The sequence below is a fragment of the Catellatospora sp. IY07-71 genome (assembly GCF_018326265.1).
Taxonomy (GTDB): domain Bacteria; phylum Actinomycetota; class Actinomycetes; order Mycobacteriales; family Micromonosporaceae; genus Catellatospora.
On record NZ_AP023360.1, the window covers coordinates 7,763,349 to 7,787,638 of the forward strand.

Annotated in this window: 27 protein-coding genes; 18 read left to right on the forward strand and 9 right to left on the reverse strand. The window is 73.5% G+C overall.

Annotated elements, in window-relative coordinates:
• Window position 1: 1 nt before the first annotated feature.
• A complete protein-coding gene (locus tag CS0771_RS34730) occupies window positions 2-682 on the forward strand; it encodes a ThuA domain-containing protein (protein WP_212844938.1) in 681 nt (226 codons plus the stop codon).
• A gap of 100 nt (window positions 683-782) precedes the next feature.
• Entirely contained in the window at window positions 783-1,691 is a 909-nt protein-coding gene (locus CS0771_RS34735; RefSeq protein ID WP_212844939.1) for an NlpC/P60 family protein, read from the forward strand.
• Between the two features lie 147 nt (window positions 1,692-1,838).
• Here CS0771_RS34735 and CS0771_RS34740 read toward each other — a convergent pair whose 3' ends face one another.
• On the reverse strand, window positions 1,839-2,711 hold the full coding sequence (locus tag CS0771_RS34740; RefSeq protein ID WP_212844940.1) for a hemerythrin domain-containing protein: 873 nt from the start codon (window positions 2,709-2,711) through the stop codon (window positions 1,839-1,841).
• 215 nt (window positions 2,712-2,926) lie between these two features.
• Here CS0771_RS34740 and CS0771_RS34745 point away from each other — a divergent pair, with 215 nt between their 5' ends.
• Window positions 2,927-3,475 (forward strand): DUF4142 domain-containing protein, encoded by a 549-nt coding sequence (locus CS0771_RS34745; protein ID WP_212844941.1) that lies wholly within the window; start codon window positions 2,927-2,929, stop codon window positions 3,473-3,475.
• A gap of 107 nt (window positions 3,476-3,582) precedes the next feature.
• Window positions 3,583-3,729: a hypothetical protein gene (locus CS0771_RS34750; RefSeq protein WP_203746458.1), complete on the forward strand. Its 147-nt coding sequence runs from the start codon at window positions 3,583-3,585 to the stop codon at window positions 3,727-3,729.
• Window positions 3,730-3,780: 51 nt separating this feature from the next.
• Here the strand turns inward: CS0771_RS34750 and CS0771_RS34755 are convergent, their stop codons facing one another.
• The gene (locus CS0771_RS34755) at window positions 3,781-4,380 is read right to left on the reverse strand and encodes a DsbA family protein (RefSeq protein WP_244871438.1); all 600 of its coding nucleotides are present in this window, start codon (window positions 4,378-4,380) and stop codon (window positions 3,781-3,783) included.
• A 28-nt stretch (window positions 4,381-4,408) separates the two neighbouring features.
• Window positions 4,409-4,885, reverse strand: a complete 477-nt coding sequence (locus tag CS0771_RS34760) for a cupin domain-containing protein (protein WP_212844943.1) — start codon at window positions 4,883-4,885, stop codon at window positions 4,409-4,411.
• Between the two features lie 77 nt (window positions 4,886-4,962).
• Here CS0771_RS34760 and CS0771_RS34765 point away from each other — a divergent pair, with 77 nt between their 5' ends.
• Window positions 4,963-5,460: a MarR family winged helix-turn-helix transcriptional regulator gene (locus CS0771_RS34765; protein ID WP_212844944.1), complete on the forward strand. Its 498-nt coding sequence runs from the start codon at window positions 4,963-4,965 to the stop codon at window positions 5,458-5,460.
• A gap of 96 nt (window positions 5,461-5,556) precedes the next feature.
• On the opposite strand, the gene CS0771_RS34770 is transcribed toward CS0771_RS34765, so the two are convergent.
• Window positions 5,557-5,928: a VOC family protein gene (locus CS0771_RS34770; protein ID WP_212844945.1), complete on the reverse strand. Its 372-nt coding sequence runs from the start codon at window positions 5,926-5,928 to the stop codon at window positions 5,557-5,559.
• 120 nt (window positions 5,929-6,048) lie between these two features.
• Between CS0771_RS34770 and CS0771_RS34775 the strand changes: the two genes are divergently transcribed.
• From CS0771_RS34775 to CS0771_RS34810, 8 genes are all read left to right on the forward strand, one after another.
• On the forward strand, window positions 6,049-6,843 hold the full coding sequence (locus tag CS0771_RS34775; RefSeq protein ID WP_212844946.1) for a maleylpyruvate isomerase family mycothiol-dependent enzyme: 795 nt from the start codon (window positions 6,049-6,051) through the stop codon (window positions 6,841-6,843).
• A gap of 287 nt (window positions 6,844-7,130) precedes the next feature.
• Window positions 7,131-8,759 (forward strand): hypothetical protein, encoded by a 1,629-nt coding sequence (locus tag CS0771_RS34780; RefSeq protein ID WP_212844947.1) that lies wholly within the window; start codon window positions 7,131-7,133, stop codon window positions 8,757-8,759.
• Between the two features lie 244 nt (window positions 8,760-9,003).
• Window positions 9,004-10,110: a hypothetical protein gene (locus tag CS0771_RS34785; RefSeq protein ID WP_212844948.1), complete on the forward strand. Its 1,107-nt coding sequence runs from the start codon at window positions 9,004-9,006 to the stop codon at window positions 10,108-10,110.
• The gene (locus CS0771_RS34790) at window positions 10,110-11,639 is read left to right on the forward strand and encodes an alkaline phosphatase (RefSeq protein WP_212844949.1); all 1,530 of its coding nucleotides are present in this window, start codon (window positions 10,110-10,112) and stop codon (window positions 11,637-11,639) included. Before CS0771_RS34785 ends, CS0771_RS34790 begins: the two co-directional genes overlap by 1 nt.
• A gap of 76 nt (window positions 11,640-11,715) precedes the next feature.
• Entirely contained in the window at window positions 11,716-12,573 is an 858-nt protein-coding gene (locus CS0771_RS34795) for a glycosyltransferase (RefSeq protein ID WP_212844950.1), read from the forward strand.
• Window positions 12,574-12,695: 122 nt separating this feature from the next.
• The gene (locus CS0771_RS34800; RefSeq protein ID WP_212844951.1) at window positions 12,696-12,860 is read left to right on the forward strand and encodes a hypothetical protein; all 165 of its coding nucleotides are present in this window, start codon (window positions 12,696-12,698) and stop codon (window positions 12,858-12,860) included.
• The gene (locus tag CS0771_RS34805) at window positions 12,854-14,065 is read left to right on the forward strand and encodes a glycosyltransferase 87 family protein (RefSeq protein ID WP_212844952.1); all 1,212 of its coding nucleotides are present in this window, start codon (window positions 12,854-12,856) and stop codon (window positions 14,063-14,065) included. Before CS0771_RS34800 ends, CS0771_RS34805 begins: the two co-directional genes overlap by 7 nt.
• 134 nt (window positions 14,066-14,199) lie before the next feature.
• The gene (locus tag CS0771_RS34810; RefSeq protein ID WP_212844953.1) at window positions 14,200-14,343 is read left to right on the forward strand and encodes a hypothetical protein; all 144 of its coding nucleotides are present in this window, start codon (window positions 14,200-14,202) and stop codon (window positions 14,341-14,343) included.
• Between the two features lie 106 nt (window positions 14,344-14,449).
• Here the strand turns inward: CS0771_RS34810 and CS0771_RS34815 are convergent, their stop codons facing one another.
• Window positions 14,450-15,019: an HD domain-containing protein gene (locus tag CS0771_RS34815; protein WP_212844954.1), complete on the reverse strand. Its 570-nt coding sequence runs from the start codon at window positions 15,017-15,019 to the stop codon at window positions 14,450-14,452.
• A 231-nt stretch (window positions 15,020-15,250) separates the two neighbouring features.
• On the opposite strand from CS0771_RS34815, the gene CS0771_RS34820 reads away from it, so the two are divergent.
• Window positions 15,251-15,649, forward strand: a complete 399-nt coding sequence (locus CS0771_RS34820; protein WP_212844955.1) for a hypothetical protein — start codon at window positions 15,251-15,253, stop codon at window positions 15,647-15,649.
• Between the two features lie 131 nt (window positions 15,650-15,780).
• Window positions 15,781-16,758, forward strand: coding sequence for an NAD(P)H-dependent glycerol-3-phosphate dehydrogenase (locus CS0771_RS34825; RefSeq protein ID WP_212846207.1), 978 nt, complete (start codon window positions 15,781-15,783; stop codon window positions 16,756-16,758).
• Window positions 16,759-16,866: 108 nt separating this feature from the next.
• On the opposite strand, the gene CS0771_RS34830 is transcribed toward CS0771_RS34825, so the two are convergent.
• Together CS0771_RS34830 and CS0771_RS34835 are read right to left on the reverse strand one after the other, a co-directional pair.
• Entirely contained in the window at window positions 16,867-17,694 is an 828-nt protein-coding gene (locus tag CS0771_RS34830) for an aldo/keto reductase (RefSeq protein WP_212844956.1), read from the reverse strand.
• 41 nt (window positions 17,695-17,735) lie between these two features.
• Window positions 17,736-18,260, reverse strand: coding sequence for a nuclear transport factor 2 family protein (locus tag CS0771_RS34835; RefSeq protein WP_212844957.1), 525 nt, complete (start codon window positions 18,258-18,260; stop codon window positions 17,736-17,738).
• Between the two features lie 165 nt (window positions 18,261-18,425).
• Here CS0771_RS34835 and CS0771_RS34840 point away from each other — a divergent pair, with 165 nt between their 5' ends.
• Both CS0771_RS34840 and CS0771_RS34845 read left to right on the forward strand, forming a co-directional pair.
• Window positions 18,426-18,755, forward strand: coding sequence for a PadR family transcriptional regulator (locus tag CS0771_RS34840; protein WP_212844958.1), 330 nt, complete (start codon window positions 18,426-18,428; stop codon window positions 18,753-18,755).
• Window positions 18,752-19,867 carry a hypothetical protein gene (locus tag CS0771_RS34845; RefSeq protein ID WP_212844959.1) on the forward strand — a complete coding sequence of 372 codons (1,116 nt, stop codon included), beginning with the start codon at window positions 18,752-18,754 and terminating at the stop codon, window positions 19,865-19,867. Before CS0771_RS34840 ends, CS0771_RS34845 begins: the two co-directional genes overlap by 4 nt.
• Before the next feature lie 106 nt (window positions 19,868-19,973).
• Here the strand turns inward: CS0771_RS34845 and CS0771_RS34850 are convergent, their stop codons facing one another.
• A complete protein-coding gene (locus CS0771_RS34850) occupies window positions 19,974-21,092 on the reverse strand; it encodes a lytic polysaccharide monooxygenase (protein WP_212844960.1) in 1,119 nt (372 codons plus the stop codon).
• Window positions 21,093-21,751: 659 nt separating this feature from the next.
• Between CS0771_RS34850 and CS0771_RS34855 the strand changes: the two genes are divergently transcribed.
• Entirely contained in the window at window positions 21,752-22,792 is a 1,041-nt protein-coding gene (locus tag CS0771_RS34855) for a winged helix-turn-helix domain-containing protein (RefSeq protein WP_212844961.1), read from the forward strand.
• 7 nt (window positions 22,793-22,799) lie between these two features.
• Here the strand turns inward: CS0771_RS34855 and crtI are convergent, their stop codons facing one another.
• The gene (gene crtI, locus CS0771_RS34860) at window positions 22,800-24,272 is read right to left on the reverse strand and encodes a phytoene desaturase family protein (protein ID WP_212844962.1); all 1,473 of its coding nucleotides are present in this window, start codon (window positions 24,270-24,272) and stop codon (window positions 22,800-22,802) included.
• Window positions 24,273-24,290 lie beyond the last annotated feature (18 nt).

Consider the following 24,290-nt stretch of genomic DNA (forward strand, 5'->3'; position numbering starts at 1 on the left):
CATGCGTAGCGCGCTGATCGTCCGGGGTGGAGCGGAGTTCCACGATCCGGTCGGCACCACCGACAGCTTCCTGCCATACCTCAAGGACCAGGGTTTCTCGATCGAGATCGCCGAGGACCTCGCCGTGTACGACGACCGGGAGCTGCTCGCCCGCACCGACCTGGTGGTCAACTGCTGGACCCGCGGGCAGCTGTCGGCCGAGGGGGCGGCCAACCTCGACGACGCGGTACGCGCGGGCACCGGTCTGGCCGGCTGGCACGGCGGCATCGTGGCGGCGTTCCCCGAGCGGCGCTACCAGTGGCTGACCGGCGGCTGGTTCACCTGCCACCCCGGCAACCTCGTGCCGCACACGCTGACCGTGCGCCCCGAACGCGCCGGCCACCCGATCACGGCCGGGATCAGCACCGTCGACCTGTGCACCGAGCGCTACTGGATGCTGGCCGACCCGCTCAACGACGTGCTGGCGACCATCACCTTCCCGGTCGAGGCGGACGGCCCGTGGCACGAGCCGGTCACGCATCCCGCCGTCTGGACCCGGCATTGGGGCGCGGGCCGGATCTTCGTCTCCACCGTCGGCCACCACCTGCCCGACCTGGACATCCCCGAGATCCGGCGGCTCACGGAACGCGGCCTCACCTGGGCCGCGCGTGGACAGATGACGAATGGCGGGAATCCCCCGTGAACGCTGCGCGTGCATGCCGCGCATGCTCCCGGAGGGTGCGGTGGAGAAAACTTTTTGTAGGCTCTGCGCCAAGCGATTGTTTTCTACGAGGGAAGCTGCAATGCGCGAGCAGACGCAACACCTGTCCGTCGCCGTGTCCGTCGCCGGGCTGTGGACGTCACCGGAGGCAGTGCGCCCGCTCGACGCGCCCGCGCTGGCGGCGCCCTCGCGGCTGCGCGAGTGGGCCGCGGCCCAGGGCCCCGACGAGCGCCGCCAGCTGTGGGGCCGGCTGGAGACCCAGCTGCTGCTCGGCGAGCCGGTAACGGTGCACGAGACCCGCGACTGCTGGGCCCGGGTCACCGCGCCGTGGCAGCCCTCGCGCAAGGACCCGCGCGGCTACCCCGGCTGGGTCCCGCTGGCCCAGCTCGCCGCGCCGCCCGCGCCCGCCGCCGACCGGGTGGTCGTCACCGAGCAGGTGGCCGAGCTGCGCGACGCCCCCCGCGGGACGGCGCTGGCCGACGACGTCAGCTTCGCCACGGTGCTGCCCTCGCTCGGGCGGCGCGACGGCCACGTCGAGGTGGGCCTGCCCGGCGGGAGCACCGGCTGGCTGGCCGACACGCAGGTCACGGCGTACCAGGCGGGCGGGTCACTGCCCACCGCCGAGCAGCTCATCGCCGCCGGCCGGCTGTTCCTCGGGCTGATGTACCTGGCCGGCGGCTCGCACGGGCTGACCCTGGACTGCTCCGGGCTGACCCACCTGATCTACCGGCGGTTCGGCCACACGCTGCCGCGCGACGCCGACGACCAGGCGCTGGTCGGCGAGCACGTCGAGGTGGCCGACCTGGCCCCCGGCGACCTGCCGGTCTTCCAGAACGACGCGACCGGCGACGTCTACCACGTGGGCATCTGCACCGGCACCCCGCAGCAGGCGCTGCACGTCTCCCAGCCGGACTGGGCCTGCCTGGACGGCACGCTGACCGAGATCCGCCAGCGTCACCTGGTCGCCGGCCGCCGCCTCCGGTCCCGCTAGCCCGGCGCCTTTGCTCTGCACACAGATACGCGACACTTCGGCGGTGCGTATCTGTGTGCAGAGCAAAGCGGGCCGGCTGTCATGGCCGGCCCGCTCATGAGGACGGGGCCGCACCGCTGCGCACGCGACCCCTCGGCGGGTGTCGGCTCAGGACGCGCCGGCGTTGCGCAGTGCCTCACGCACCCGGTCGGCGATGTGCAGCGGCTCGGCCGACCGCATGTCGCCGGGCGGCACGATCCGGTCCGCCGCGCGGGCCGCCGCCGCCAGCCCGATCAGCTGGTCCGGCGGCACGTTCTCGCGCAGCCAGCCGAACTCCTCGGCCTCCTCCAGCTCCGCGTGCTCGGTGACGTCGTCGCGCAGCACCGCGAACCGCTCCGCGAAGCGGGGGTCGTCGATGCCCATGTCCCACAGCTCGGCCAGCTCCTGGGTGGCCCGCTGCTCCTCGTCGAGCCGGGCGGCGATCACCTCGTCGCCGTCGGGCAGCCGCCGCTGCGCCAGCGGGTGGACCAGCTGCTGCTCGATGCTCTCGTGGATGATCAGCATGCGGCACAGCTGCGTCCAGATCTCCTCCTGGTGCTCGCCGCGCAACCGGCCCATCTCGCCGAACATCACCTTGATCTGGTCGTGGTGGGACAGCAGCAGGTCGATGACGTCCTCGCCGGTATCCGGGGCGGCCTCCGCGCGCGGCTGCGCCGTACCGCTGACGCTCTTGGCCGGGCGCGCGGCCGCGCCGGACCCGGTGCCGCTCCTGCCGCTGATCGTGCTCTTCTTGGCGGTGGCGCCGGGCTCGGCGGCGATCTTGCCGGCCGTGCTCCCCGAGGCGCCGCTCTGCTCCGAGCGCAGCGTCTTGACCGCCGTCTTGACCAGATCTTCCTTACGCATGCCCGAGACGCCGGTGACGCCGTGCTCGGTCAGCCAGCCGCGCAGCTGGACGGCGCTCATCGCGGCGATGTCCTGCTCGGTGGCGACGGCGCTGCCGCCCGTCGCACCCGTCCGGCGGCCCTTGTTCTGCTCGGTCATCGTTCCCCCTTTGCTGTGACCTCCCGGTCCAGGTTTCCCCACCGGGCGCGGCCGGGCACCCGAAACCGCCAGTTACCGGGAAGTACGTGAAAATTCGCGGCCGCCACGCCGGACGCGAATGCCGCGCAGCGATCGGGGGTAACACACCTGCCGCAGGCGGCGCGGGCCGGCCGGTTCCGCGGCACGCCCGTCACCTCGGCCGGAGGAGGCGCACGATGGCGGACAAGCACCGGAACCTGGGCGCACTGCACGCACTGGCGGGGGCGCTGGCGGCGCTGCTGGCCCTGGCCTGGGCCGCGCCCGCCGCGGCGGCCCCGTCCCCGCGGGACGTGTCGTACCTGATCGCCACCCATCAGGGCAATCTCTACGCGATCGCGGCGGGCAAGCTGGCTGCGCAGCGCGGCGCCAACGAGGACGTACGCCGCCTCGGCCAGACCTTCGTCGATGACCACACCCGCCTCGACGCCGAGCTGAGGGCGCTGGCGCAACAGCTCAAGGTGCCCCTGACCGACCAGCTCGACGGCCCGGAGCAGGACGAGCTGAAGGCGCTGGCGGCCGCGCCGGCCGGGGACGCGTTCGACCAGATGTGGATCACCGAGCAGATCGAGCAGCAGGGCGAGCTCTACGAAGGCATCAACCTGGAGCTGAACTACGGCTACGACGAGCGGGTCAAGAACCTGGCGCGCGACGCCGACGACGTGATCCTGGCCCACATCGGGGAGCTGAACACCGTCGACCGCGAGGTCTCCGCCCCGGCCGGCTGATCACTGCCCGCTCCGGCCGCCGGTGTGTCATCGCACCCCGGCGGCCGTACGGGTCTCTAATCGAACCGTCATCACTGTTCACTGACGTGAAAGTGCAGGGCCGTACCGTGAGCGAACCGCAGCACGCCGGAACCGGTGACCCGTCGTTCCTCGACGACGAGGAGCTGGAGGACTTCGTCGCCTCCGCCGACGACACCATCGACCTGAGCCGCACCCCCGACTACGAGCCCTTCGACGACGACGAGGACTACTGAGAAAGGAAGGGCACCTTCTCGACGGTTTCCGTGGTAGAAGGTGCCCTTCCTTCAGTCGACCCGGGGGCGGGGGCGGTTGCCGCGCTTGAGCTCGTAGAAGCCCGGGGTGCCGGCGACCGCGAGGACGCCGTCCCAGAGGCGGCCGGCCGCCTCGCCGCGGGGCACGGGGGTGACGACGGGGCCGAAGAAGGCGTTGACGGTGCCGTCCGGGCCGGGGACGTGGATGGCGGGGGTGCCGAGGTCCTCGCCGACGGGGCGCAGGCCCGCCTCGTGGCTCTCGCGCAGCGCCTCGTCGTGGTCGGTGCCGTCGGCGGCGCCCGCCAGCTCCGTGGGCAGGCCGAGGGCGGCCAGGGCGGCGGTGTACAGGCCGGGGCCGATCGGGGTCTTCGTCCCGTGGATACGGTCGCCGAGGGCGGTGTAGAAGTCGCGTACCACCTCGTCGCCGAACTTCTGCCGCACCGCGGTGACCACCCGGACCGGGCCGAGGGTGTCGGCCAGCCAGCCGCGATACCAGGCGTCGACCTCGCGGTCGCGGTTGAGCAGCCACAGGCTCATCACGTGGAAGCGGACCCGCACGTCGCGCACCTGCTCCACCTCCAGCAGCCAGCGGGAGGTGTTCCAGGCCCAGGGGCACTTCGGGTCGAACCACATGTCGGCGTACGTCGGCACAGGGCCTCCTTCAGGCACGGTACTGGTCATGGCGGGCGAACAGGTCGGTCCACTCCTCCTCGGACAGCTGCCGTCCGGTGGCGGAGATCTCGGCCAGCTCGCGGAAGTAGGTCTCGCGCGGGATGCCGGGCGCGAACAGGATGAGCATCGAGGCCTCGGCGTCGCTCTCGTTGCCGAAGCCGTGCACGCCGCCCTCGGGCACGTGCAGGAAGTCCCCGGGCCGCCCGTCGATCCAGCGCGCGCCGTCGTAGAGGCGCACGGTGCCGGACACGACGTAGAACGACTCGGAGAAGGTGCGGTGGAAATGCGCCGACGCGCCGCCCGCACGGGCGGGCATGCGCCATTCGTAGAGCCCGAACCGGCCCCGCGTGGCGCTGCCCGGGGCGAGGAAGCGACCGACCGAGCCGGAGCTCATCACCGCCTGCTCCACCTCGCCGGACCGGTGCAGCTCCGCGCTGACCTCACCGAACTCGGACGTGTACGTCACAGTCCACTCCCCTCGCCGAAAACTAGCTTACTGATAACTTAGCACTAAGCTAGTTTCCGTCAAGGTATCATCCCGCCATGGCCAACGACGGCGTGGACGCGATCATCGAACAGTGGCGCGAGCAGCGACCCGACCTCGACGACCTGCTGCCGATGGAGGTGTTCGGCCGCGTCTACCGCGTCGCCGCCGCCATGGGCGACCGCATGGAGGCCGCCTACCAGCGGCTCGGGATCGGGCGCGGCGAGTTCGACGTGCTCGCCACGCTGCGGCGCTCCGGGGAGCCGTACAACCTCTCGCCCAAGCAGCTGTCGGACACGCTGATGCTGACCACCGGCGGCATGACGGGCCGGCTGGACAAGCTGGAACGGGCCGGGCTGATCGCGCGCACCCCGGACCCGGCCGACCGCCGCTCGCTGCGCGCCCAGCTGACTCCCGCCGGACGGGAGCTGATCGACCGGGCCGTCGCCGTCGGCCTCCAGGTCCAGCGCGAGGCGCTCAGCCACCTCTCCCCCGCCGACGCCCGCCGCCTCGCCGACCTCCTGCGCGACCTCGCCGCGGCGGTCACCCGCCCCTAGATCACTCGACTTGCCTGGCAAGTGGGCGAAAGCGCGGCCAAGATTCGCCCATCTGCCAGGCAAGTCAGATGATCAAGGCACGGCGCGGCCCGGCGCTCAGTGGCGGACCAGGCAGAAGGGGTGGCCGGCGGGGTCGGCGTAGACGCGCCAGCCGTGGGAGGCGGCGTCGAGGAGGGTCGCGCCGGCGGCGAGCACCTCCGTTTCCGCGGCGTCCAGATCGGGTACGCCGAAATCGAGGTGGAACTGCTGCGGGTGCGCGGGGTCCGGCCAGCGCGGCGCGCGGTGGTCCGGGACCCGCTGGAACGCGAGCACCAGACCGGACGGCGTGTGCAGCGTCGACCAGTCCGCGTCCAGCGACCAGCGCCGGTCCGGCCGGTCCACCTCGCCGCCGAGCAGCCGCCGGTAGAACTCGGCGAGTCCCTTCGGCTCGGGGCAGTCCAGCACGACACACTGCAGTTCGGCTCGCATGCGGCGATCGTAGGCCGCCGGGCGGGCACGGTGGGCCGGGACCGCCGCGGCATCCGGAATGTCCGGACGGCGGGCCGGGTTGATCTCCGGCGACGACCGAGTACATGAGGAGAACAGTTCATGAGCGACTCCGCTGACGCCGTGATCGCCGCGCTGCGGTCCGGTCACGACGAACTCGCCGCCGCCGTGCGCGGCTACGGCGAGAAGGAGCTGACCGCCCCGTCGGGCGCGGCGGACTGGGACGTGTCGCAGGTGCTGAGCCACCTGGGCAGCGGCGCCGAGATCCACCTGGCCGCGCTGGACCTGTCGCTGGAGGGCAAGCCCAACGCCGGCTCCGACTTCAACCAGGGGGTATGGGCGCGCTGGAACGCGATGGCTCCGGCCGACCGCGCCGAGGGCTTCGCGGCCGCCAACGACAAGCTGCTGGAGCGCTACGAGTCGTTCGACGCGCAGACGCGGCGGGAGCTGCGCATCGACATGGGCTTCCTCCCGGCGCCCGTCGACGTGGCCACGGCGGCCGGATTCCGGCTGAGCGAGTACGCGTTCCATTCCTGGGACGTGCGGGCCGGGGCCGACCCGGCGGCGACCCTCGCTCCCGAGGCGGTGCCGCTGCTGAACACCATCACCCCCGGCATGCTCGGCTGGATCGCCAAGACCGACCGGCTCGGCGGCCGCACGGCCGTGCTGCGCATCGAGACCACCGACCCGGACGCGGTCTACGGGCTGCGCCTGTCGCCGGAAAAGGTCGAGCTGACCGACCCGCCCGCCGAGCCCGACGGCGTGCTGCGGCTGCCCGCCGAGGCGTGGCTGCGCCTGCTCGTGGGCCGCCTGTCACCGGCGCACACCCCGTCCTCCGTGGAGACCTCCGGCGCGGCCGATCTGGACCTGCTGCGCGACGTCTTCCGCGGCTTCTGAGCCGGGTCCGGCGACGGAGGCTTCCGTTCCGGGAGCCTCCGTCGCGGCGTTTCAGGCGGGCGTACGCTGCCAGCGGCGCAGCACCGTGTAGCCCGCCAGGAACAGCACCACCGCGTTGAGCACGTGCTACACGTGCTTCGCGCCGCCAGGCCGAACAGCAGCAGTCCCACCAGCGCGGCTGACGCGGGTGTGGACCCGGTGAACGGCTGCGGTACTCGCGGGTCGTGCGTCCGGCGGCCCGGGGTGCGCGATGCGGCGGCCCGCGTACGCCGTGGAATGATCTGCCGATGGCAGCCGGAGTCGACCTGTTCGCCGTCGTGGACGCCCTCAAGGCCTTGCTCGACCAGTCGCTGCCGCGCAACGGCCGGCGGGCCGCCACCACCTGGGGACCGCTCGCCTGGCTGCGCGGCGAGTTCGTGGCCGCACCGGCGGGGCTGGACGCCGTGATGCTGATCGCCGCCTCGCCGGCGACCCGCGCCCACCACCGGGAGGCGCTCGTGGCGCTGCTGAAGCGCGAGCCCGTGGTGCCGGCCCGGACACGGCTCGACGACGACCGGATCGAGGCGCGCGCCAATGCGGCCCGCCGTCTCGCCGGGCTGGTCGAGCAGCGCGGACCGGTGCCGTGGCGCGGCGAGGCCGTCGCGAGGCTGACCGCGCTGACCGGGCTGACCCGTGCCGAGAGCAGCCTGCTGCTGGCCGGACTGCCCGTACGCGACTGGGACGAGGCCGACTTCATCGACGACGACCAGCTCAGCATCCTGGGCCTCACCCGGCGTGAGGCGGTCGTGGGCCGGATGGAGCTGCTCACCGTGCCGCATGCCCAGCGCGTCGTGCTGCTGGACGCCGCCGTGCCCGAGGACCCGGCGGACCTGTGGGCGCACGGCCCCGACGTGGACGCGCTCGCCGAGGCGTGGTGCCGGCTGCAGGGGCGGCGTACGCCGGTGGACGAGCGGCTGCTGGCCGAGCTCGGCGCGGCCATGGGCTTCCCCACCGACATCCTGCGCACGTTCGCCGCGCCCGCGCCCGGCGACTGGCTGCACACCGACGGCGTCAGCGTCGGGCACGGCGGCTGGATCGAGACCGCCGCGGCCGAGGGCACGCAACCGTTCAGCGACCGGCAGCTGCCCAGCGCTGCCACCGGGCTGGCCTGGCTGGCGTACCACCTGCCCGTCGGCCATCCGATCCGGACCCGGCTGCCCGAGGTCCACCGGCTCGTCCGGCAACGGCTGGCCAACCCGCGGCTGCTGCTCGGCTCGGTCCTGGTGGTGGACCCGGCCACCGTCGCGCACCTCGCTCCGGCGCTGGTCCCGGGCATCAGCCTCGGGCCGGGCGGCACGTACCACCACCTGTGCCCGGCGTTCGTGACGGCGTACGACCACCCCGCGCTCGACGCGATACCCGACCACAGCCCGATCTCGTTGCGCATGATGCTCGACCCTGCGTTCGAGCGGATGACCCTGCTGCGGGACGACGACGGGCTGCCGGACGGCGCATACGTCCAGGACACGCTGCTCAGCGTGCCGCACCTGGTGTCCCGGCTGGCGCAGCGCTTCGGCCTGCACGCCGACGCCGCCGCGCTCTACCTGCAACTGCTCGCCCTGCCGGACCCGACCGGCGAGCTGCTGCGCCGCTGGACGGGCTGGGAGCCCGGCCGGCTGGACCGGGCCGGGGCGGCGCTGCGCGCGGCCGGGCTCGCCGTGGACCCGCCGGAGGACGCCGAAGGCCGCGAGCTGGCTCTGCCGGGCCCGTGGCTGGTGCGCCGCTTCGTCCCGCAGTTCGAGGCGTGGAAGTCGCCGCTTTACGGGTTCGCCGGGGACGAGCAGCCGCCATATCGCTGGACACTGGTCGCCCGCCCCGTGACCGAGCTGTTCGAGGCCGCAGCCGGCCGGGTGCTGGCGGGCGATGTGCCGCGCTGAGGCGGCGCGGTGTCTCCGACGCTTCTGAACAGCTGATACTTAGCCGATAAACCGTCCACATCGGACGAAGTATCGACTACTGTATATCTGTGGGCGTAGGCTGCCGACGGCGCACCACCGCGTAGCCGACCCGATACGCGGGCCGCCGAGCAGTGGCCGTCCCGGCTTCACGCGCCCGCCATACGCGCGTCGCCGCCGCGACAGCGAGCGCCCGCACGCTGCTCTGCGATCCGCAGGAGGCGATATGCAGACAGCGAACCTGATCGTCAACCCGGGCGGCGACGCCGGCAGCGGCGGCACCGGGCAGCCGACGCCCGCCATCCCCGGCTGGACGGCGATCGAGGGCGCGGCGGCCGTCGTCGCGTACGGCGCGAGCGGTTATCCGACCTCGGCCAGCCCCGGACCGAGCGACCGGGGGGCGAACTTCCTCGGCGGCGGCACGGCGGCGCGCACGCGGCTGACGCAGCAGATCACGCTGCCGCTGACGGCGCAGATCGACGCGGGCACGGCCCGGTTCGACGTGGGCGGCTGGCTGGGCGGATACGCGGGCCAGGACGACGGTGCGCGCCTGTCCGTGGAGTTCCTCGACGCGGCCGCCCGGCCGCTGGGCGTGGTGGTGCTCGGCCCGGTCACCGCGACCGAGCGCGGGAGCACCACCGGCCTGCTGCGCCGTGCCCAGACCGGCACCGTGCCGCCGGGCAGCCGGACCGCACGGGTGCTGCTGCTGTTCACCCGCGACGGCGGCACCTCCAACGACGGCTATGCGGACAGCCTGTGGCTGACCCTGTCCACGGTGGGGACGAACCTGCTCGCCAACCCGGGCGGCGACGCGGGGCCGGGCGGCACCGGCGGCCCGACGGCGAGCATTCCCGGCTGGACCCAGCTGGAGGGCGGTGCGGCCGTCATCGCGTACGGGACCAGCGGTTATCCGAACTCGGCCAGCCCGGGACCGGCCGACCGGGGGGCGAACTTCCTCGGCGGCGGCACGGCGGCGCGCAGCCGGCTCGGGCAGAGCGTGACGCTGCCGGACCCGGCCGCGATCGACACCGGCACGGCCCGCTACGACGTGGCGGCCTGGCTGGGTGGGTACGCCGACCAGAACGACACCGCCCAGCTGTCCGTGGCGTTCCGCAACGCGGCCGGGCAGACGCTGGCCACGGTGGTGCTCGGCCCGGTGACCGCCGCGCAGCGCGGCAACACCACCGGGTTGCTGTCGCGCAGCGCGACCGGCACCGTGCCCGTGGGCAGCCGCACCGCCCACGCCGAACTGCTGTTCGTGCGGTCCGGCGGCACCTCCAACGACGGCTACGCCGACTCCCTGTCCCTCACCGTCACCCCCGGAGGTGCCTGATGGCCGTACGCCGCCGCGCCCTGCTCCAGGCCGCCGCCGGTGCCGGCGCGCTCGCCGCGGCCTGGCCGCTGACCCGTGGACTCGGCCCGGACGCCGCGTACGCCGCGGCGGCGGCGCTCGGGGCGAGCTGGGACCCGGCCCCGTTCACCCTGGGCGTCGGCTCGGGCGATCCGCTGCCGACCAGCGTCGTGCTGTGGACCCGGCTCGCGCCGGATCCGCTCGCGGTCGCGCAGCCGCTGCCGGACATCGTGCAGGTGGACTGGAGCGTGGCCACCGACGCGGCGATGACCCAGGTGGTCGCGTCTGGTTCGGTGGCCGCGTCGGTGCTGCTGGGGCACAGCGTGCACGTTGTCGTCGACGGGCTGACGCCCGGACGGCGCTACCACTACCGGTTTCGCGCGCTGGGCCGGTACAGCCGGGTGGGGCGGACGAAGACCGCGCCGACCGGCCCGGTGAGCCTGGTCCGCTTCGCGTCGCTGAACTGCCAGCACTACCAGTCCGGCGAGTATCCGGGCATGCGCGACCTCGCCGCCGACGCCAACCTCGACTTCGTGGTCCACCTAGGCGACTACGTGTACGAGGGCTCGGAGCTGGGCACGGCGTACACGCTGGCCGACTACCGGCGGCTGCACGCGCTCTACAAGGGCGACCCGCTGCTGCGCGACCTGCACGCCGCGCACCCGTTCTACCTGACCTGGGACGATCACGAGGTCGTCAACGACTACTCCGGCTCGCGCGGCGCGGCGACCTTCGTGGCCCGCCGCTCAGCGGCGTACCAGGGCTGGTACGAGCACCTGCCGCTGCGGCTGGAGGGCTCCGACACGGCCCTGCCCGACCCGCGCATCTACCGCCACCGGCGCTGGGGCGACCTGCTGGAGCTGGTCATCCTGGACCTGCGCCAGCACCGCTCGGAGCAGAACCTCACCGGCGGCACCATCCTCGGCACGACGCAGCAGCAGTGGGTCAAGGACCGGATCAGCCAGCGCTCGGGCGGCTGGCACTGCTGGGTGAACTCGATCTTCTTGAGCCAGCAGCGCAACCCGGACGGCGGCTTCATGTTCACCGACCAGTGGGACGGCTTCCGGGCCGAGCGCACCGAGTTGCTCACCTACGCGCAGCAGCAGGGCATCGCCGACTTCGTCATCATCACCGGCGACTGGCACAGCGCGTTCGTGCAGGATGTGCGGCCGGACTTCGACAACCTGGCCGCGCCCGTCATCGGCACCGAGTTCGTGGCGCACTCGACCACCTCGGGGGCGTACTCGGCGAGCTGGAACGCGGCCAACGGGCCGCGGCTCGGGCAGGCCAACCCGCACCTGCAGTACTTCGAGGGCAACCGCTACGGCTACGACCTCTACGAGGTCACCCCGCAGCGGTGGACCACCCGGCTGCGGGTGGTCGCCGACCGGGCCGACCCGAACGCGGCGGTGAGCACGCTGACCAGCTGGCACGTCGACCGCGGCCGGGCCGGGGCGTACGAGGACCCGGCGACGAAGGGCTCGGCCGCGCAGTACCGGCGCCATCCGTGAACAGTTGGGGATTTCTTCGCCTGGCCGACTCCGGCTCTTGGCCCCGCATCCCGGTGGCCTTCCTAGCGTGGCGGCCATGCGCGTGGCGATCATCACGGAGTCGTTCTCCCCGGACGTGAACGGCGTGGCGAACTCCGTCGCGCGCGTCGCCGACCACCTCGCCGCCCGCGGGCACGAGCCGATGGTCGTGGCGCCGCGGCCGCGCGCGACCCGGGCGGTCAGCGCGAAGCCGTACCCGGTGCTGCGGCTGGGTTCCCTGCCGCTGCCCGGTTACGGCAACGTGCGGCTGGCCCGGCCGGCCCGGCGCCTGCGCGCCGCGCTGGCCGCGTTCCAGCCCGACGTGGAGGCGCTGGCCTGGCGCTGGATCCGGCGGGTGCACGGCCGGGCCGCGCTCACCCTGGCCCCGTCCTCGGTGACGGCCGCGCAGCTGGTCGCGGCCGGGGTGCCGCGGGTGGGCCGGTGGGGCCGGGGCGTCGACACCGAGCTGTTCCACCCGTCGCACCGCGACGAGGCACTGCGCGCCGAGCTGGCCCCCGGCGGCGAGCTGCTCGTCGGGTACGTCGGCCGGCTGGCCCGGGAGAAGCGGGTGGAGCTGCTCGCTGAGGCCGCGCGCCTGCCCGGGGTGCGGGTCGTGGTGGTCGGCGACGGCCCGACCCGCGAGCTGGTGCGCCGCGCCGTGCCGCAGGCCGCGTTCCTGGGCACCCGGCGCGGTGCCGAGCTGGCCCGGCTGTACGCCAGCCTGGACGTGTTCGTCCACACCGGACCGCATGAGACGTTCTGCCAGACCGTGCAGGAGGCCCAGGCCAGCGGGGTGCCCGTGGTGGCTCCGGCGGCCGGGCCTGGCGCTGGCTCGGGCTGGCCACCGCGGCCGCCGCGACGCTGCTCGCCTGGCGGCGCCGGGACCGGCTCGGCCCGGTCTACGCCCTGGGCCTGAGCCTGAGCGCGCTGGCCCTGCTCGGCCCCGCCCTGCGCCCGTGGTACCTCCTCTGGGGCCTGGTCCCGATCGCCGCGGCGGCGCCCGACGGCCGGGTCCGCCGCGGAGCCGCCGTCGCCTGCGTGCTGCTGGCGGCGGTGTTCCCGAGCGGTTTCAGCCCGTCGGCCGAGCAGCTCGCGGCGGCGGTCAGCGGGGTGCTGCTCGCCGTGCCCATACTGTTCACGCTCACCGCCGGACTGCCCGTGGTGGCCCGACCCGAACCGGAAACGGAGCCCGTCGCATGGTGACCACCCCCCGCGCCCGGCTGCTGCTCGTCCTCGCGCTGGCCACCGTCGTGGGCCTGTTAATCGCGCTGATCCCCGGGCACCGCGGGTGGTTCGACGTCGGCGTCTACCACGGCACGGTCAACGACTGGGTGCACGCGGGCGGCGACATCTACGGCTACACCCGGCTGGACACCCACTACGGCTTCACGTATCCGCCCTTCGCGGCGGTGGTGATGCTGCCGATGAGCCTGCTGGCCTGGCACCCCACGATCGTCGTGCACCTCGCGCTGACCGCGCTGGCCTGCGCCGCGATCCTGTACTGGCTGGTCGACCCGATCGCCCGCGAGCACGCCTGGCCCCGGCTGTTCACCGTCGGCGTCGCCGCCTGCCTGCTCGGCGCGCTGCAACCGGTCCGCGACACGGTCAGCTTCGGCCAGGTCAACCTGCTGCTGCTCGCGCTGGTGCTGCTCGACGCGTGGCTGCTGACCACCGGCCGGGACCGGTGGGCCGGGATCGGCATCGGGCTGGCCGCGGCGATCAAGCTGACCCCGGCGATCTTCATCGGGTACCTGCTGCTGTCCGGGCGGCGGCGCGCCGCCGCGATCGCCACCGCCACCGCGGCAGCGGCGACGCTGCTGGCGGTGCTGATCGCGCCCGGTCCGTCGTGGACGTTCTGGACCGAGGTGCTGGGCGACACCCACCGCATCGGCGACCTGGCGTACGTGTCGAACCAGTCGCTGCGCGGCGTCATCGCGCGCCTGCCGGAGGCCGTGCCCCGGACCGGGCCGTGGCTGGTGCTGGTCGCGGCGACGCTGGCGCTGTGGGCGGCGCGGGTGCGCCGGGCCGCGCGGGCGGGCGACGTGTGGGGCGGCTTCGCCCTGACCGGGCTGGCCGCCTGCCTGATCAGCCCGGTCACCTGGGTGCACCATCTGGTGTGGGCGGTCCCGGGGCTGATCCTGCTCTACGCGGCCGGCCTGCGGGAGCCCGTGCCGGACCGGCGCCGCCGGCTGCTGTGGGCGGCGGCCGCCGCCCATGTGGTGCTGTGCAGCAGCGTGGTGTGGCTGTGGAGCCGCCACCACACCGGCCCGGACGGCCTGCTCGGCGGCAGCCTGTACGTCTGGGTCACCCTGGCGCTGCTCGCCTTCCTGCCGCTGCGCGCCCCGACCCCGGACGTTCACCGCCCGGCGGCCCTGGAGTCGATCACCGTACGCGCCGCCGGGTCATGATGCCCGCGCGCCGCCGGAGCGGCCGCGGCGCGGCGACCGGCGGAGCGGGACATGACCATCACCGGCACCCTCCTGGGCCTGCTGGCCGCCGCCCTGTTCGCGGCGGCGGCCTGCAGCAGCGGGTCACCCGGGCGGTGGCGCACGCGCGCACCGGCCGCCCACCCTCGGCCCGCGACTGGGCGGGCACCGCCGCGGTCTGCGCGGGGGTGGCGCTGCTGGCGTACTCGCCCACGCTGCGCGCCGTATCGACGCCCCTCGCCCCCGCCGCCAGGCAGTGACCACCACGCCGTGTCGCCGAGCGCCGCAGGTTCGGGGATACGGCACGATCCGGTCGTCTCGTACGTGCGGTTTCTCTGAAAGCGCGAGCAGCGGCGCGTGTCCGCCTCAGCGCGCGGGCGCGGCGGCCAGCCGCAGGCCCACCCGGCGCGCGGCGGCGCGCAGGTACGGCGCGCGGCGGGTGTGGGCCAGGGCGTACACCGACAGCCCGCCGTGCCGGCCCAGCGCCTCGGCCAGCCGGTCCTCCAGGAACGCCGGCTCGCCGCATACCCCCGTGGTCTGGTCGGCAGCGGCCAGGGCGTCGGTGACCGCGGAGTCCTCGTCGGGGAACTCGGCCATGCCGGTCACGCCCTGCGCCTCGGCCTGGAAGCAGGCCCCGGAGTGGTGGGCGACCAGCGCGCACAGCCGCTCCGGCCAGCCGTGCCGGCGCAGGAAGCGCGCCCCGTCCAGGGGGTGGAAGCCGGTGTCCCGGGCGGCCGGGGCGTACCCGATGTCGTGCAGCCACGCGGCGCACAGCAGCAGGTCCCGGTCGGCGGGGGCGACGGCGCCGGACAGCTCGGCAGCGCGGCGGGCCACCCCGGCCGAGTGCGACCAGCGCTGCGGCATCTCCGCGAGCAGCGATTCGGCAAGGCCCATGGCGCGGGCGGGCACAAGGTGGTCGACAGCTACCGGCGGCACGCTGCCGACGTTAAGCCTGGCCGCCGCGGGTAGCAACGGATGTCGGCTGCTCGCCGTCCGCTGTTCGCCTGCTGTTCACCAAGGTCGCCCACGCGGGCCCCGGCGCGCTGGGACATCGAGGGGGCCCTAGTTTGTTCGCCCCGCAACGACTGGCCGATCGGCTGGCCCGCCCGATGACTGAATCGGTTTATGGTCCACATCGCACGGTAGGCGAGCACGGGGGGCGGACCGATGAGACCACGACCGTACGTGCGCTGTCCTGGCTGCGACCTGGTCGGTCCTGCCGAGCGGCTGGAGTACGAGCTCAGCGAGACCGGCGACGTCGACTGGGCGTTACCGGTGGCCTGGCAGTGCGCCGAGTGCGGTTACCTGGACCGGATAACCGCCGAGCAGGTGCTCGCCGACGACGCCGCGCACACCTGCGTCGCCTGCCGCACCGTCACGCCCTGCCCCGCGGCCGCCGCCCGGGTCGAGTGCCCGGTGTGCGGCCTGATCGGGCTGGGCCCGGCCACCGCGGACCCGGAGATCGCCGGGCAGCTGCGCGCCATCGAGGCGCTGCACGAGATGGAGCTGCGGGTGCGGCACGCGTTGCGCGAGGGCCGCATCCCGCCCGATCCGCACCCGGCCTGAGCGCCGCTGCCGGCCGGCGCGGGCCGCGGTGCGTGGCATGATTCCGGGGCGTGCCGGGAGCGCCCCGGCCGGTGGACCGGGCCCGGCGGCAGCCGTGGCCGGAAGGGCGGCCTGGCGTGCGGACCGCGGTGATGGGTGCGGGCTCCTGGGGCAGCGTCTTCGCGAAGATCCTGGCCGAGGCGGGTGGCGAGGTCACCATGTGGGCGCGGCGGGCGGAGATCGCCGACGCGATCCGCACCACCGGGCGCAACCCGGACTACTTCCCCGAGGTCGCCCTGCCGCGCAACGTCACCGCCACCGCCGATCCGGCGCAGGCGCTGGCCGGAGCCGAGCTGGTGGTGCTCGCGGTGACCTCGCAGACGCTGCGCGAGAACCTCACCGCCTGGGCCGCCGCGATCCCGCCCGACGCCACGCTGGTGTCCCTGATGAAGGGCATCGAGCTGGGCACCACGAAGCGGATGAGCGAGGTCATCGCGGAGTCGGCGGGCGTCGACCCGGGCCGCGTCGCCGTGGTCACCGGCCCCAACATCGCCCCCGAGCTGGCTCACCGCCAGCCCGCCGCGGCCGTGGTGGCGTGCACCGATCCGGCCCGTGCCGCGGCGGTGCAGCAGGCGGTCACCACCCCCTACTTCCGGCCGTACACCAATGACGACGTGATCGGCTGCGAGCTGGGCGGGGCGGTCAAGAACGTGATCGCGCTGGCGTACGGCATCGCCACCGCGATGGACCTCGGCGAGAACATCAAGGCCACCCTGATCACGCGCGGGCTGGCCGAGACCACCCGGCTGGGCGTGGCGCTGGGTGCCGACCCGCTCACCTTCGCGGGCCTGTCCGGCCTCGGCGACCTCGTCGCCACCTGCTGCTCGCCGCTGACCCGCAACCGCACGTTCGGCGAGCACCTGGGCCGGGGCCTGACCCTGGAGCAGGCGCAGGCCGCCACCCGCTACACGGCCGAGGGCGTCAAGAGCTGCCTCGCCATCCGCGACCTGGCCCACGCGCACGGCGTGGAGATGCCGATCACCGAGCAGGTCGAGCGCATCTGCCACGAGGGCGTCGACCCGAAGACAGCCCTCGTCACCCTCATGAGCCGCCAGACCAAACCCGAGTGACCGAAAGGAAGGGCACCTTCGTCAGCTCGCGTCAGCGAGCTGAGCAGCAGCTCAGCACGGTTTCCGTAGTAGAAGGTGTCCTTCTTGACACCGGTCTCCACCGCGGTGTCAGTGGCCGACGAGGTCAGAGTCGACGGCGGCGCGTTCGCCCTGGTCCAGGGCGGTGAGGCGGGCCATGTCGGCGTCGCTGAGGGCGAAGTCGAAGACGGCGAGGTTGTCGCGCATCCGCTGCGGGTCGGCCGACTTCGGCACGGCGGACAGGCCGAGCTGCAGGTGCCAGCGCAGCACCACCTGCGCCGGGGTGCGCCCGTGCGCGGCGGCCAGCTCGGTGACGGCGGGTTCGGCCAGCAGCTCGCGGCCCTGGCCCAGCGGGCTCCAGGACTGGGTGACGATGCCGTGCTCGGCGTCGTACGCCCGCACCAGTTTGCGCGTGATGCGCGGGCTGAGCTGGACCTGATTGACGTCGGGCACGACCCCCGTCTCGGCGCGCAGCCGCTCCAGGTGGGCGGGCTTGAAGTTGGACACCCCGACCGCGCGCAGCCGCCCCTCCTCGCGCAGCGCGAGCATGCCCTCCCATGCCTCGACGTAGCGGTCGTGCTCCGGGTTGGGCCAGTGGATCAGCAGCAGGTCGATGTACTCGACGCCGAGGCGCTCGGCGGAGGCGTCGCAGGCGCGGCGCACCAGGTCGCGGCCGTGCCAGCGTACGTTGAACTTGGTGGTGACGAACAGCTGCTCGCGGGGCAGGCCCGAGTCGCGCATGCCCTGCCCGACCCCGCGCTCGTTGCCGTAGTTCTCGGCCGTGTCGAACAGCCGGTAGCCGGCCTCGACCGCGTGTGCCACGCAGCGCGCGGCCGTGGCGTCGTCCATGGGCCAGGTGCCCAGCCCGAGCCGCGGCATCACCGCGCCGTGGCCGAGCTTCACCGTCGTGTCCTCCATACCGACATCCTCGCGCGTACGGGTGATCTCGTCACGCGTGGTCAGTGCAGCGCGTTCTTGGCCGCGTCGCAGGCGGCGGAGGTGATGGGGCGTTTGCCCCGGATGCGGGAGACCAGCGCGACGTTGTCCTCGTAGAGGTGCATCGAGGTGATCCGGCCCGCCCGGACGCTGAGGTGGATCGCCACCGGCGAGGACAGCCGGCGGCCGGACGGCTTGATCACGTGCGTGAAGTGGCCCAGCACCACCGCGTCGGCGCCGTCGACCAGGATCCGGTCCGCCTCCACGGTGCTCTCGCCCAGCTCGAAGCGCGGCATCGTCAGCCGCAGGAAGTCGGCGGCCAGACCGCGGCTGGCCAGCCAGGGAGCCGCCTCGGCGGCCGCGACGTAGCACTCCACGTCGTCGGCGAACAGCTCGGTGATGTGCTCGGCGTCGCCCTTGGTGAGCCGCAGGAGGTACTCCTCCACCACGGTGCGGGTCTGCCCCGCGACGTCCGGCCGGGATGCGATGCCGACCGGGTTGGTCATGATCTCCCACGGCACGGGCGCGATGGCCGTCTGCTCCAGCATGGCGCGAACGCTACCCCTGAGCTGCGGCGATGACGCGGTCTCGGCGCTGTCGGCTCTCTCACCGGCGTACCCGGAATGCGCGGGCCGCAGCAGAGGTTCGCCGATGTCCTCTGCACTTGAATATGTTTGCAACACGTATATCCTGACGGAGTGGCAGAATCATCGATGGGAGAGCCTGCTTTCCTGATCCTCACCGCGCTGGCGGGCGAGCCGAAACACGGCTACGCCGTGATCGAGGACGTACGGGAGATCTCCGGCGGCCAGGTGCGCCTGCACACCGGGACGCTGTACTCGGTGCTCGACCGGCTGCGCGAGAGCGGCCTGATCGAGGTGGAGCGCGAGGAGATCGTGCAGTCGCGGCTGCGGCGCTACTACCGGCTCACCGGCGCCGGGCGCGAGCGCCTGGCCGTGGAGACCGCACGCCTGCGCCGTAACGCCGACGCGGCCGCCGCCCGGCTGGCCGTGCGCCTGATGCCCGGGACAGGAGCCGCGTGAACGAGCAGCACGAGCCGGACGGCCGGCTGGAGTGGTGGTATGCCCGGCTGCTGGCGCTGTTCCCGGCCGGTCACCGGGCCGAGTACGGCGACGAGATGCTGGGCGTGCTGCTGGCCGGGTCGCGGCCCGGACAGCGCCTGCCCCGCCTCGGCGAGGCGGCGAACCTGGTGGGCAGCGCGGCCTGGATGCGGCTGGGCGGGCGCGGCGCGGGCGCCGTCGACCGGCGCTGGACCGACACCGCCGCCGTGTACGGCCTGGTGACGTCCCTGCTGCTGGTGCTCGCCCCGGCCCGTTACGTGGCCGCGGACATGCTCTTCACGTGGCGGCTGGACGGCGCACGGATGGTCCCGTCCACCGGCGTGCTGGTCAGCATGCTGCTCTGGGGCCTGGCCGCCACGGCCGCGTGCACCCGGTGGGGCGGGGTGTCCGCCGGGTTCGCCTGGCTGGGCGCCGGCCACCAGGTGTGGCTGCTGTCCACTGCCTACCCGAGCGAGCCGGAGCTGCTGGTGCGCCGCTGGTGGATGGTGGTGCTCATGCTCAGTGCGGCGTTCGCGCTGACCGTGCGCGGCCGGGTGCGCGGCGCCGCGGTGCTGGGCGGCGTACGCACCGGAGTGCTCGCGCTGGCGCTGACCGTGCTCACGGTGCTGCCCGCCGCGGAGGTGCTGCTCGCCGAGACGAGCTGGCAGATGGACGGCGGCTTCGAGATCGCCTCGTGGGGCGGCTACCAGCTGAAGAGCTTCCTCGGCGAGCAGCCGGTGCAGGGCGTGCTGTCCCTGGCGCTGGAGGCGGGATGCGTGCTGGCGCTGCTCGGCTGCCTGATCGGCCTGCCGCCGGCGGTGCGCCGCAGGCTGCCGGTGCTGGGCATGCCGGCGCTGCTGGTCCTGGTGACGGTGCCCTCGGTGTTCAACGGCTTTCTGATGTCCACCGTGCGCTTCGACCCGCCCGTGCTGCTGGCGGCGGGCGAGTGGGCATATCTGGTGCTCCTGCCGCTGCTCACCCTGTTGGCGGGCGGGGTGCTGCTGGAGCGGGCGGAGCGGCACGCGCACCTGGTGGGTCTCGGGCTGGCCGCCGAGCGCGAGGCGCTGCTGCGGCGGACCGGCGCGGCCTCCTGACGGCCGGTGGCGGGAGCGGCACGGGGGCGCTCCCGCCACGATCAGCGAGGCGTTAAGAAGGGCACCTTCCTATACGCGGAGCGTTAAGAAGGTGCCCTTCCTTTCATCAGGCGGGGGTGCAGGTCAGGCTGGGAGCGCCGTTGCTGCTGTTCGGTGCGTTGCCGAGGAAGCCGAAGGTGGTGCTGCCTCCGGCGGCCAGGCTGCCGTTGTACGAGACGTTCTTGGCGGTGGCCGTCGAGCCGCTCGTGGTCACGGTCGCACCCCACGATTGTGTGATCGTCTGGCCGTTGGTCCAGGTCAGGGTCACCGTCCAGCCGGTGATCGCGGAGGAGCCCGCGGTCACCTTGACGTCGCCCTGGAAGCCGCCGGGCCACGAGCCGGTCAGCGCGTACGTCGCCGAGCAGCCACCGGGCGGCGGGGGCGACGACGGGCTCGGCGACGGCGGGCGGCTCGGCGACGGGGACACCGACGGCGAGGTGGACGGCCGCGGCGACGCGCTCGGCGAGGCCGAGGACGACGGGCTGGGCTGCACGCCGCCGAAGTTCACGTCGCTGCAGAAGTAGTACGACTGGTCCAGGTGGCTGGCCTGCCAGATGGTGTACACGATGTGCCGGCCGGAGCGGCCCGCGGCGTTGCCGTTGACCCGGATGGAGACGCCGTCGGTCTCCCTGGTCCACTGCGACGCCGGGGTGTTGCCGATCTGGCCGACCAGCTCCAGGTTGCCCCAGCCCAGCGGCTGGGTGACCGGGTTGAAGCCCTGCTTGGTCACGTACACGCGGATGTAGTCCGCGCCGTGGCTGGCCTGGTCGAACAGCTTCACGCTGAAGTTGGTCGAGATGTTCTGGGCCTTCCAGTCGCCGACCGTGTCCATCGCGTTGTAGCGGCCGTTCTGGGTGCGGCCGCCGCTGCACAGCTGGCCGTCCGGGATGGCGCCCTGGTGGTTGCCCGCGACGCCCTCGCGGAACAGGCCGTTCCAGTTCCACATGGCCTGGGGGTCGGCCTGCCAGGCCTGCCAGCACATCGGGTCCTGGGTGGCCATGGCCGGGTTCTGGAAGTCGGCGCCCCAGCGCTGCCAGCAGCCGTAGGCGCGGGAGGCCGGGTCGACGATGCTGCCGTGCGCGTCGGCGACCCGGGCCAGCGTGGTGGTGAGCAGCAGGACCGAGGCGACTGCCACGATCAGTGCGGAGATTGCGGCCCGCCGCCGTGCGGCGAGTGTGGTGGACATGTGGACTCCTTCTCCAGGGAGAGTCCATGCGCGGGCGCGGCGGCCGGGAGCCCGGGTCGTCGGCCGTACGCGAGCACGCGCGCATGGTCGGACTTCGGTGCACGCGGGAGGCTGCCCCTGCTCCCGCTCTGCTACGTGGCTCCCGTAGCGGTCCGAGTCAGACCTTACGCATTACCTTGAATATGTCAATTTATCACGCTCAGTGAGCCTCGCGCCGCCGCGCGGTGACCGCCGGCAGATACCGTGACGGAGCCGGCCGCGATCGGCCGGCCCCGTCACCCCCCGTGGACAAATGAACCGGCCTGCGTCGCGACCCGTCGTGGGCGCGGAGGCCGGGGAAGTTCTCATCCGTCACGGGGGACTGTGACAGTGCGAGACCCCGGCCGTAAACCTCTTTAACTCCTGAGGAAAACAGGTCCCCACCTGCGACGGGATGATCCCGGTGAAAGTGCCGAAACGGACGCGGGAGAGCGCGTTCCGAGCGGCGTACACGCTGGTGGCGGCCGACATTTCCGCGTGCGTCAACAAGGTTGAAACCCGCAACGGGCCTCGGCAGACTGTCGCCAGTGCCCACGGGGGGCCTCGCGCGTGCATCGATGGACGCCTGGCCTGCGAAGATGTTCGCCACCCAGACGGCACCAGCGGGAGGGACCGGGAGCATGCTGCGCATCAGATTCACCGCCCGTGATCTGGCGATGACCCGGCTCGCGCCGAGCGCGGACCCCATGTGGGAGCTGTCGCTGAGCATGCACCAGCTCCGGCTGCCCGGGTCGAACCCGTTCCTGGAGGGGTGGAAGCAGCGCACCGCGCGGCGCCTGCAGCCGTACACGCCGCTGCGCAACGAGGTGGCCCTCGGGCTGACGCTCAGCCCGCCGCGCGGCTACTTCCCCGACTTCCTCACGCCGTACAACGGTGTGGAGGGCTTCGAGGCCGGCATCGAGGGCATCACCAGCACCGACGCCAGGCGGATCAAGGACGAGATCAACCAGCTGACCGTCACCGACCGGTCCATGGTCCCCATCGTGGAGGAGCTGCGGCGCGGCAGCGCGGCGGGGATGCAGGCGCTCGAGTCGTCGCTGCGCGCCTACCACGAGACCGCCATCGCCCCGGTCTGGAACCGGATCACCGGGGCCGTGGAGGCCGACCGGACCCGCCGGATGAAGGACCTCGCCGACGGCGGTTGGGCGAAGCTGCTGGACAACCTGCACCCGGAGGCCCGCTTCCGGGACGACACGTTCGAGATCGACAAGTGGGGCATGGACGTGGACGCCGAGCTGGACCTCGACGGCCGGGGCCTGCTGATCATCCCGTCGTATTTCAAGGAGGAGCGGCAGCTCATGGTGCTCGCGGACACCGCGCTGCCGCCGGTGCTGCTCTACCCGATCGACTCCTCGGCGCGGCTGTACGCCGACACCGACCACGACCACCTGCCCGCCCTCATCGGGCAGACCCGGGCCCGGGTGCTCGAGTGCGCCGTCACCGGCGGCTCCACCTCGGTCATCGCCACCCGGGTCGGCATCTCGCTGCCCGCCGCGAGCAAGCACCTCGACGTGCTGCACCGGGCCGGGCTGGTGCACCGCAACCGCAACCAGAACACGGTCCACCACCTCGTCACCAGCCTGGGCCTGGGCCTGCTCAACGGCGCGCCGGCGCTGGGCGGCGGGTCCGAGGCGCCCATCAGCGCCCCGCCCACCGCCTGAGCACCCCTCAGCCGGTGATGCGGGCGGCGGCCAGCTTTCCGGAGATCAGCACCATCGGCACGCCCACGCCCGGGGTGGTGCCCGACCCGGTGAAGACCACGTTGCCCAGCGCCGGGTGCAGGTTGCGCGGCCGGAACGGGCCGGTCTGCGCCAGCGTGTGCGCCGCCGCGAACGGCGTCCCGGCGGCCATGCCCGCGTCGGCCCAGTCCGCCGGGGTGACCACGGTGCGGCTGCGCACCGCCGCCCCGAAGCCGACGTAGCCGCGCTGCTCCAGCACCTCGGTCAGCTCGTCGGCGTATGCCTCGGCCAGCCCGCCCCGCCAGTCCTGGCCGCCGGTGACCAGGTTCGGCACCGGGGCGAGCACGTAGTAGGTGTGCTGCCCGGCCGGGGCCACGGACGGGTCGGTGCGGCTCGGGTTGGTCACCAGCAGCGACGGATCGCTCATCAGCCGGCCCTCGGTGATGATCTCCTCGAAGGTGCGCCGCCAGGGCTTCCCGAAGTGGATGTTGTGGTGCCCGGCCTTGGCGTACGCCGCGTCGGAGCCGATGTGCAGCACCACGCACGACGGCGAGTAGCGCAGCCGGCGGCGCGGGCCGGGGCCGGGCAGCAGCGCGTGGGCGGCGGCGGTGTCCGGGTTGAGCACGACCGCGTCGGCGGGGATCCGCTCGCCCTCGGCGGTCACCACGGCCACCGCCCGCCCGGCGTGGGTCTCCACCTGCCGCACCGCGGTGCCGTAGCGCATGGTGACGCCGTGCTTCTCGGCGGCGGCGGCCATCGCGCGCGGCACCGCGTGCATGCCGCCGTGCGGGAAGTACACCCCCGCCACCGCGTCCAGGTAGGCGATGACGGCGTACACGGCCAGCGCCTTGTGCGGGGCGAGCCCGGCGTACATCGACTGGAACGAGAAGATGCGCCGGGTGCGCTCGTCCTTCAGGAAGTGGTCGATGCGCGGCTGCAGCCGCCCGAACGCGCCCGCCGCGACCAGGCGCAGCAGGTTGGCCGTGACCAGGTCGCGCGGGCCGTCGAAGTTCTTCTCGATGAAGTCGGCACGCTCCAGCTCCCAGAGGCGCCGGGCGTACGCGGCGAAGCGCAGGTAACCGTCGGCCTCCCATGGGCCGCACACCGCCGCGATCTCCTCGGCCATGCGCGCCGGGTCGGCGATCACGTCCAGCTTCGAGCCGTCCGGGAACCAGGCCCGGTAGGCCGGGTCCAGCGGGGTCAGCGTGAGCCAGTCGGCCAGCTCCTCGCCGACCGCGGCGAACGCCTCGGCGATCAGGTCCGGCATGGTCAGCACGGTCGGGCCGGTGTCGAACTCGAACCCGTCGCGGACCAGCCGCCCGGCCCGCCCGCCCGGCTCGGCCTCCCGTTCCAGCACGGTGACCCGCCGCCCGGCCCCGGCCAGGTGCAGCGCGCAGGCCAGGCCGCCCAGCCCGGCGCCGACCACCACCACGTGCTCGGTGGGTCCGGAAACCGTACGCATGCGCCCTCCTCCGCGTGC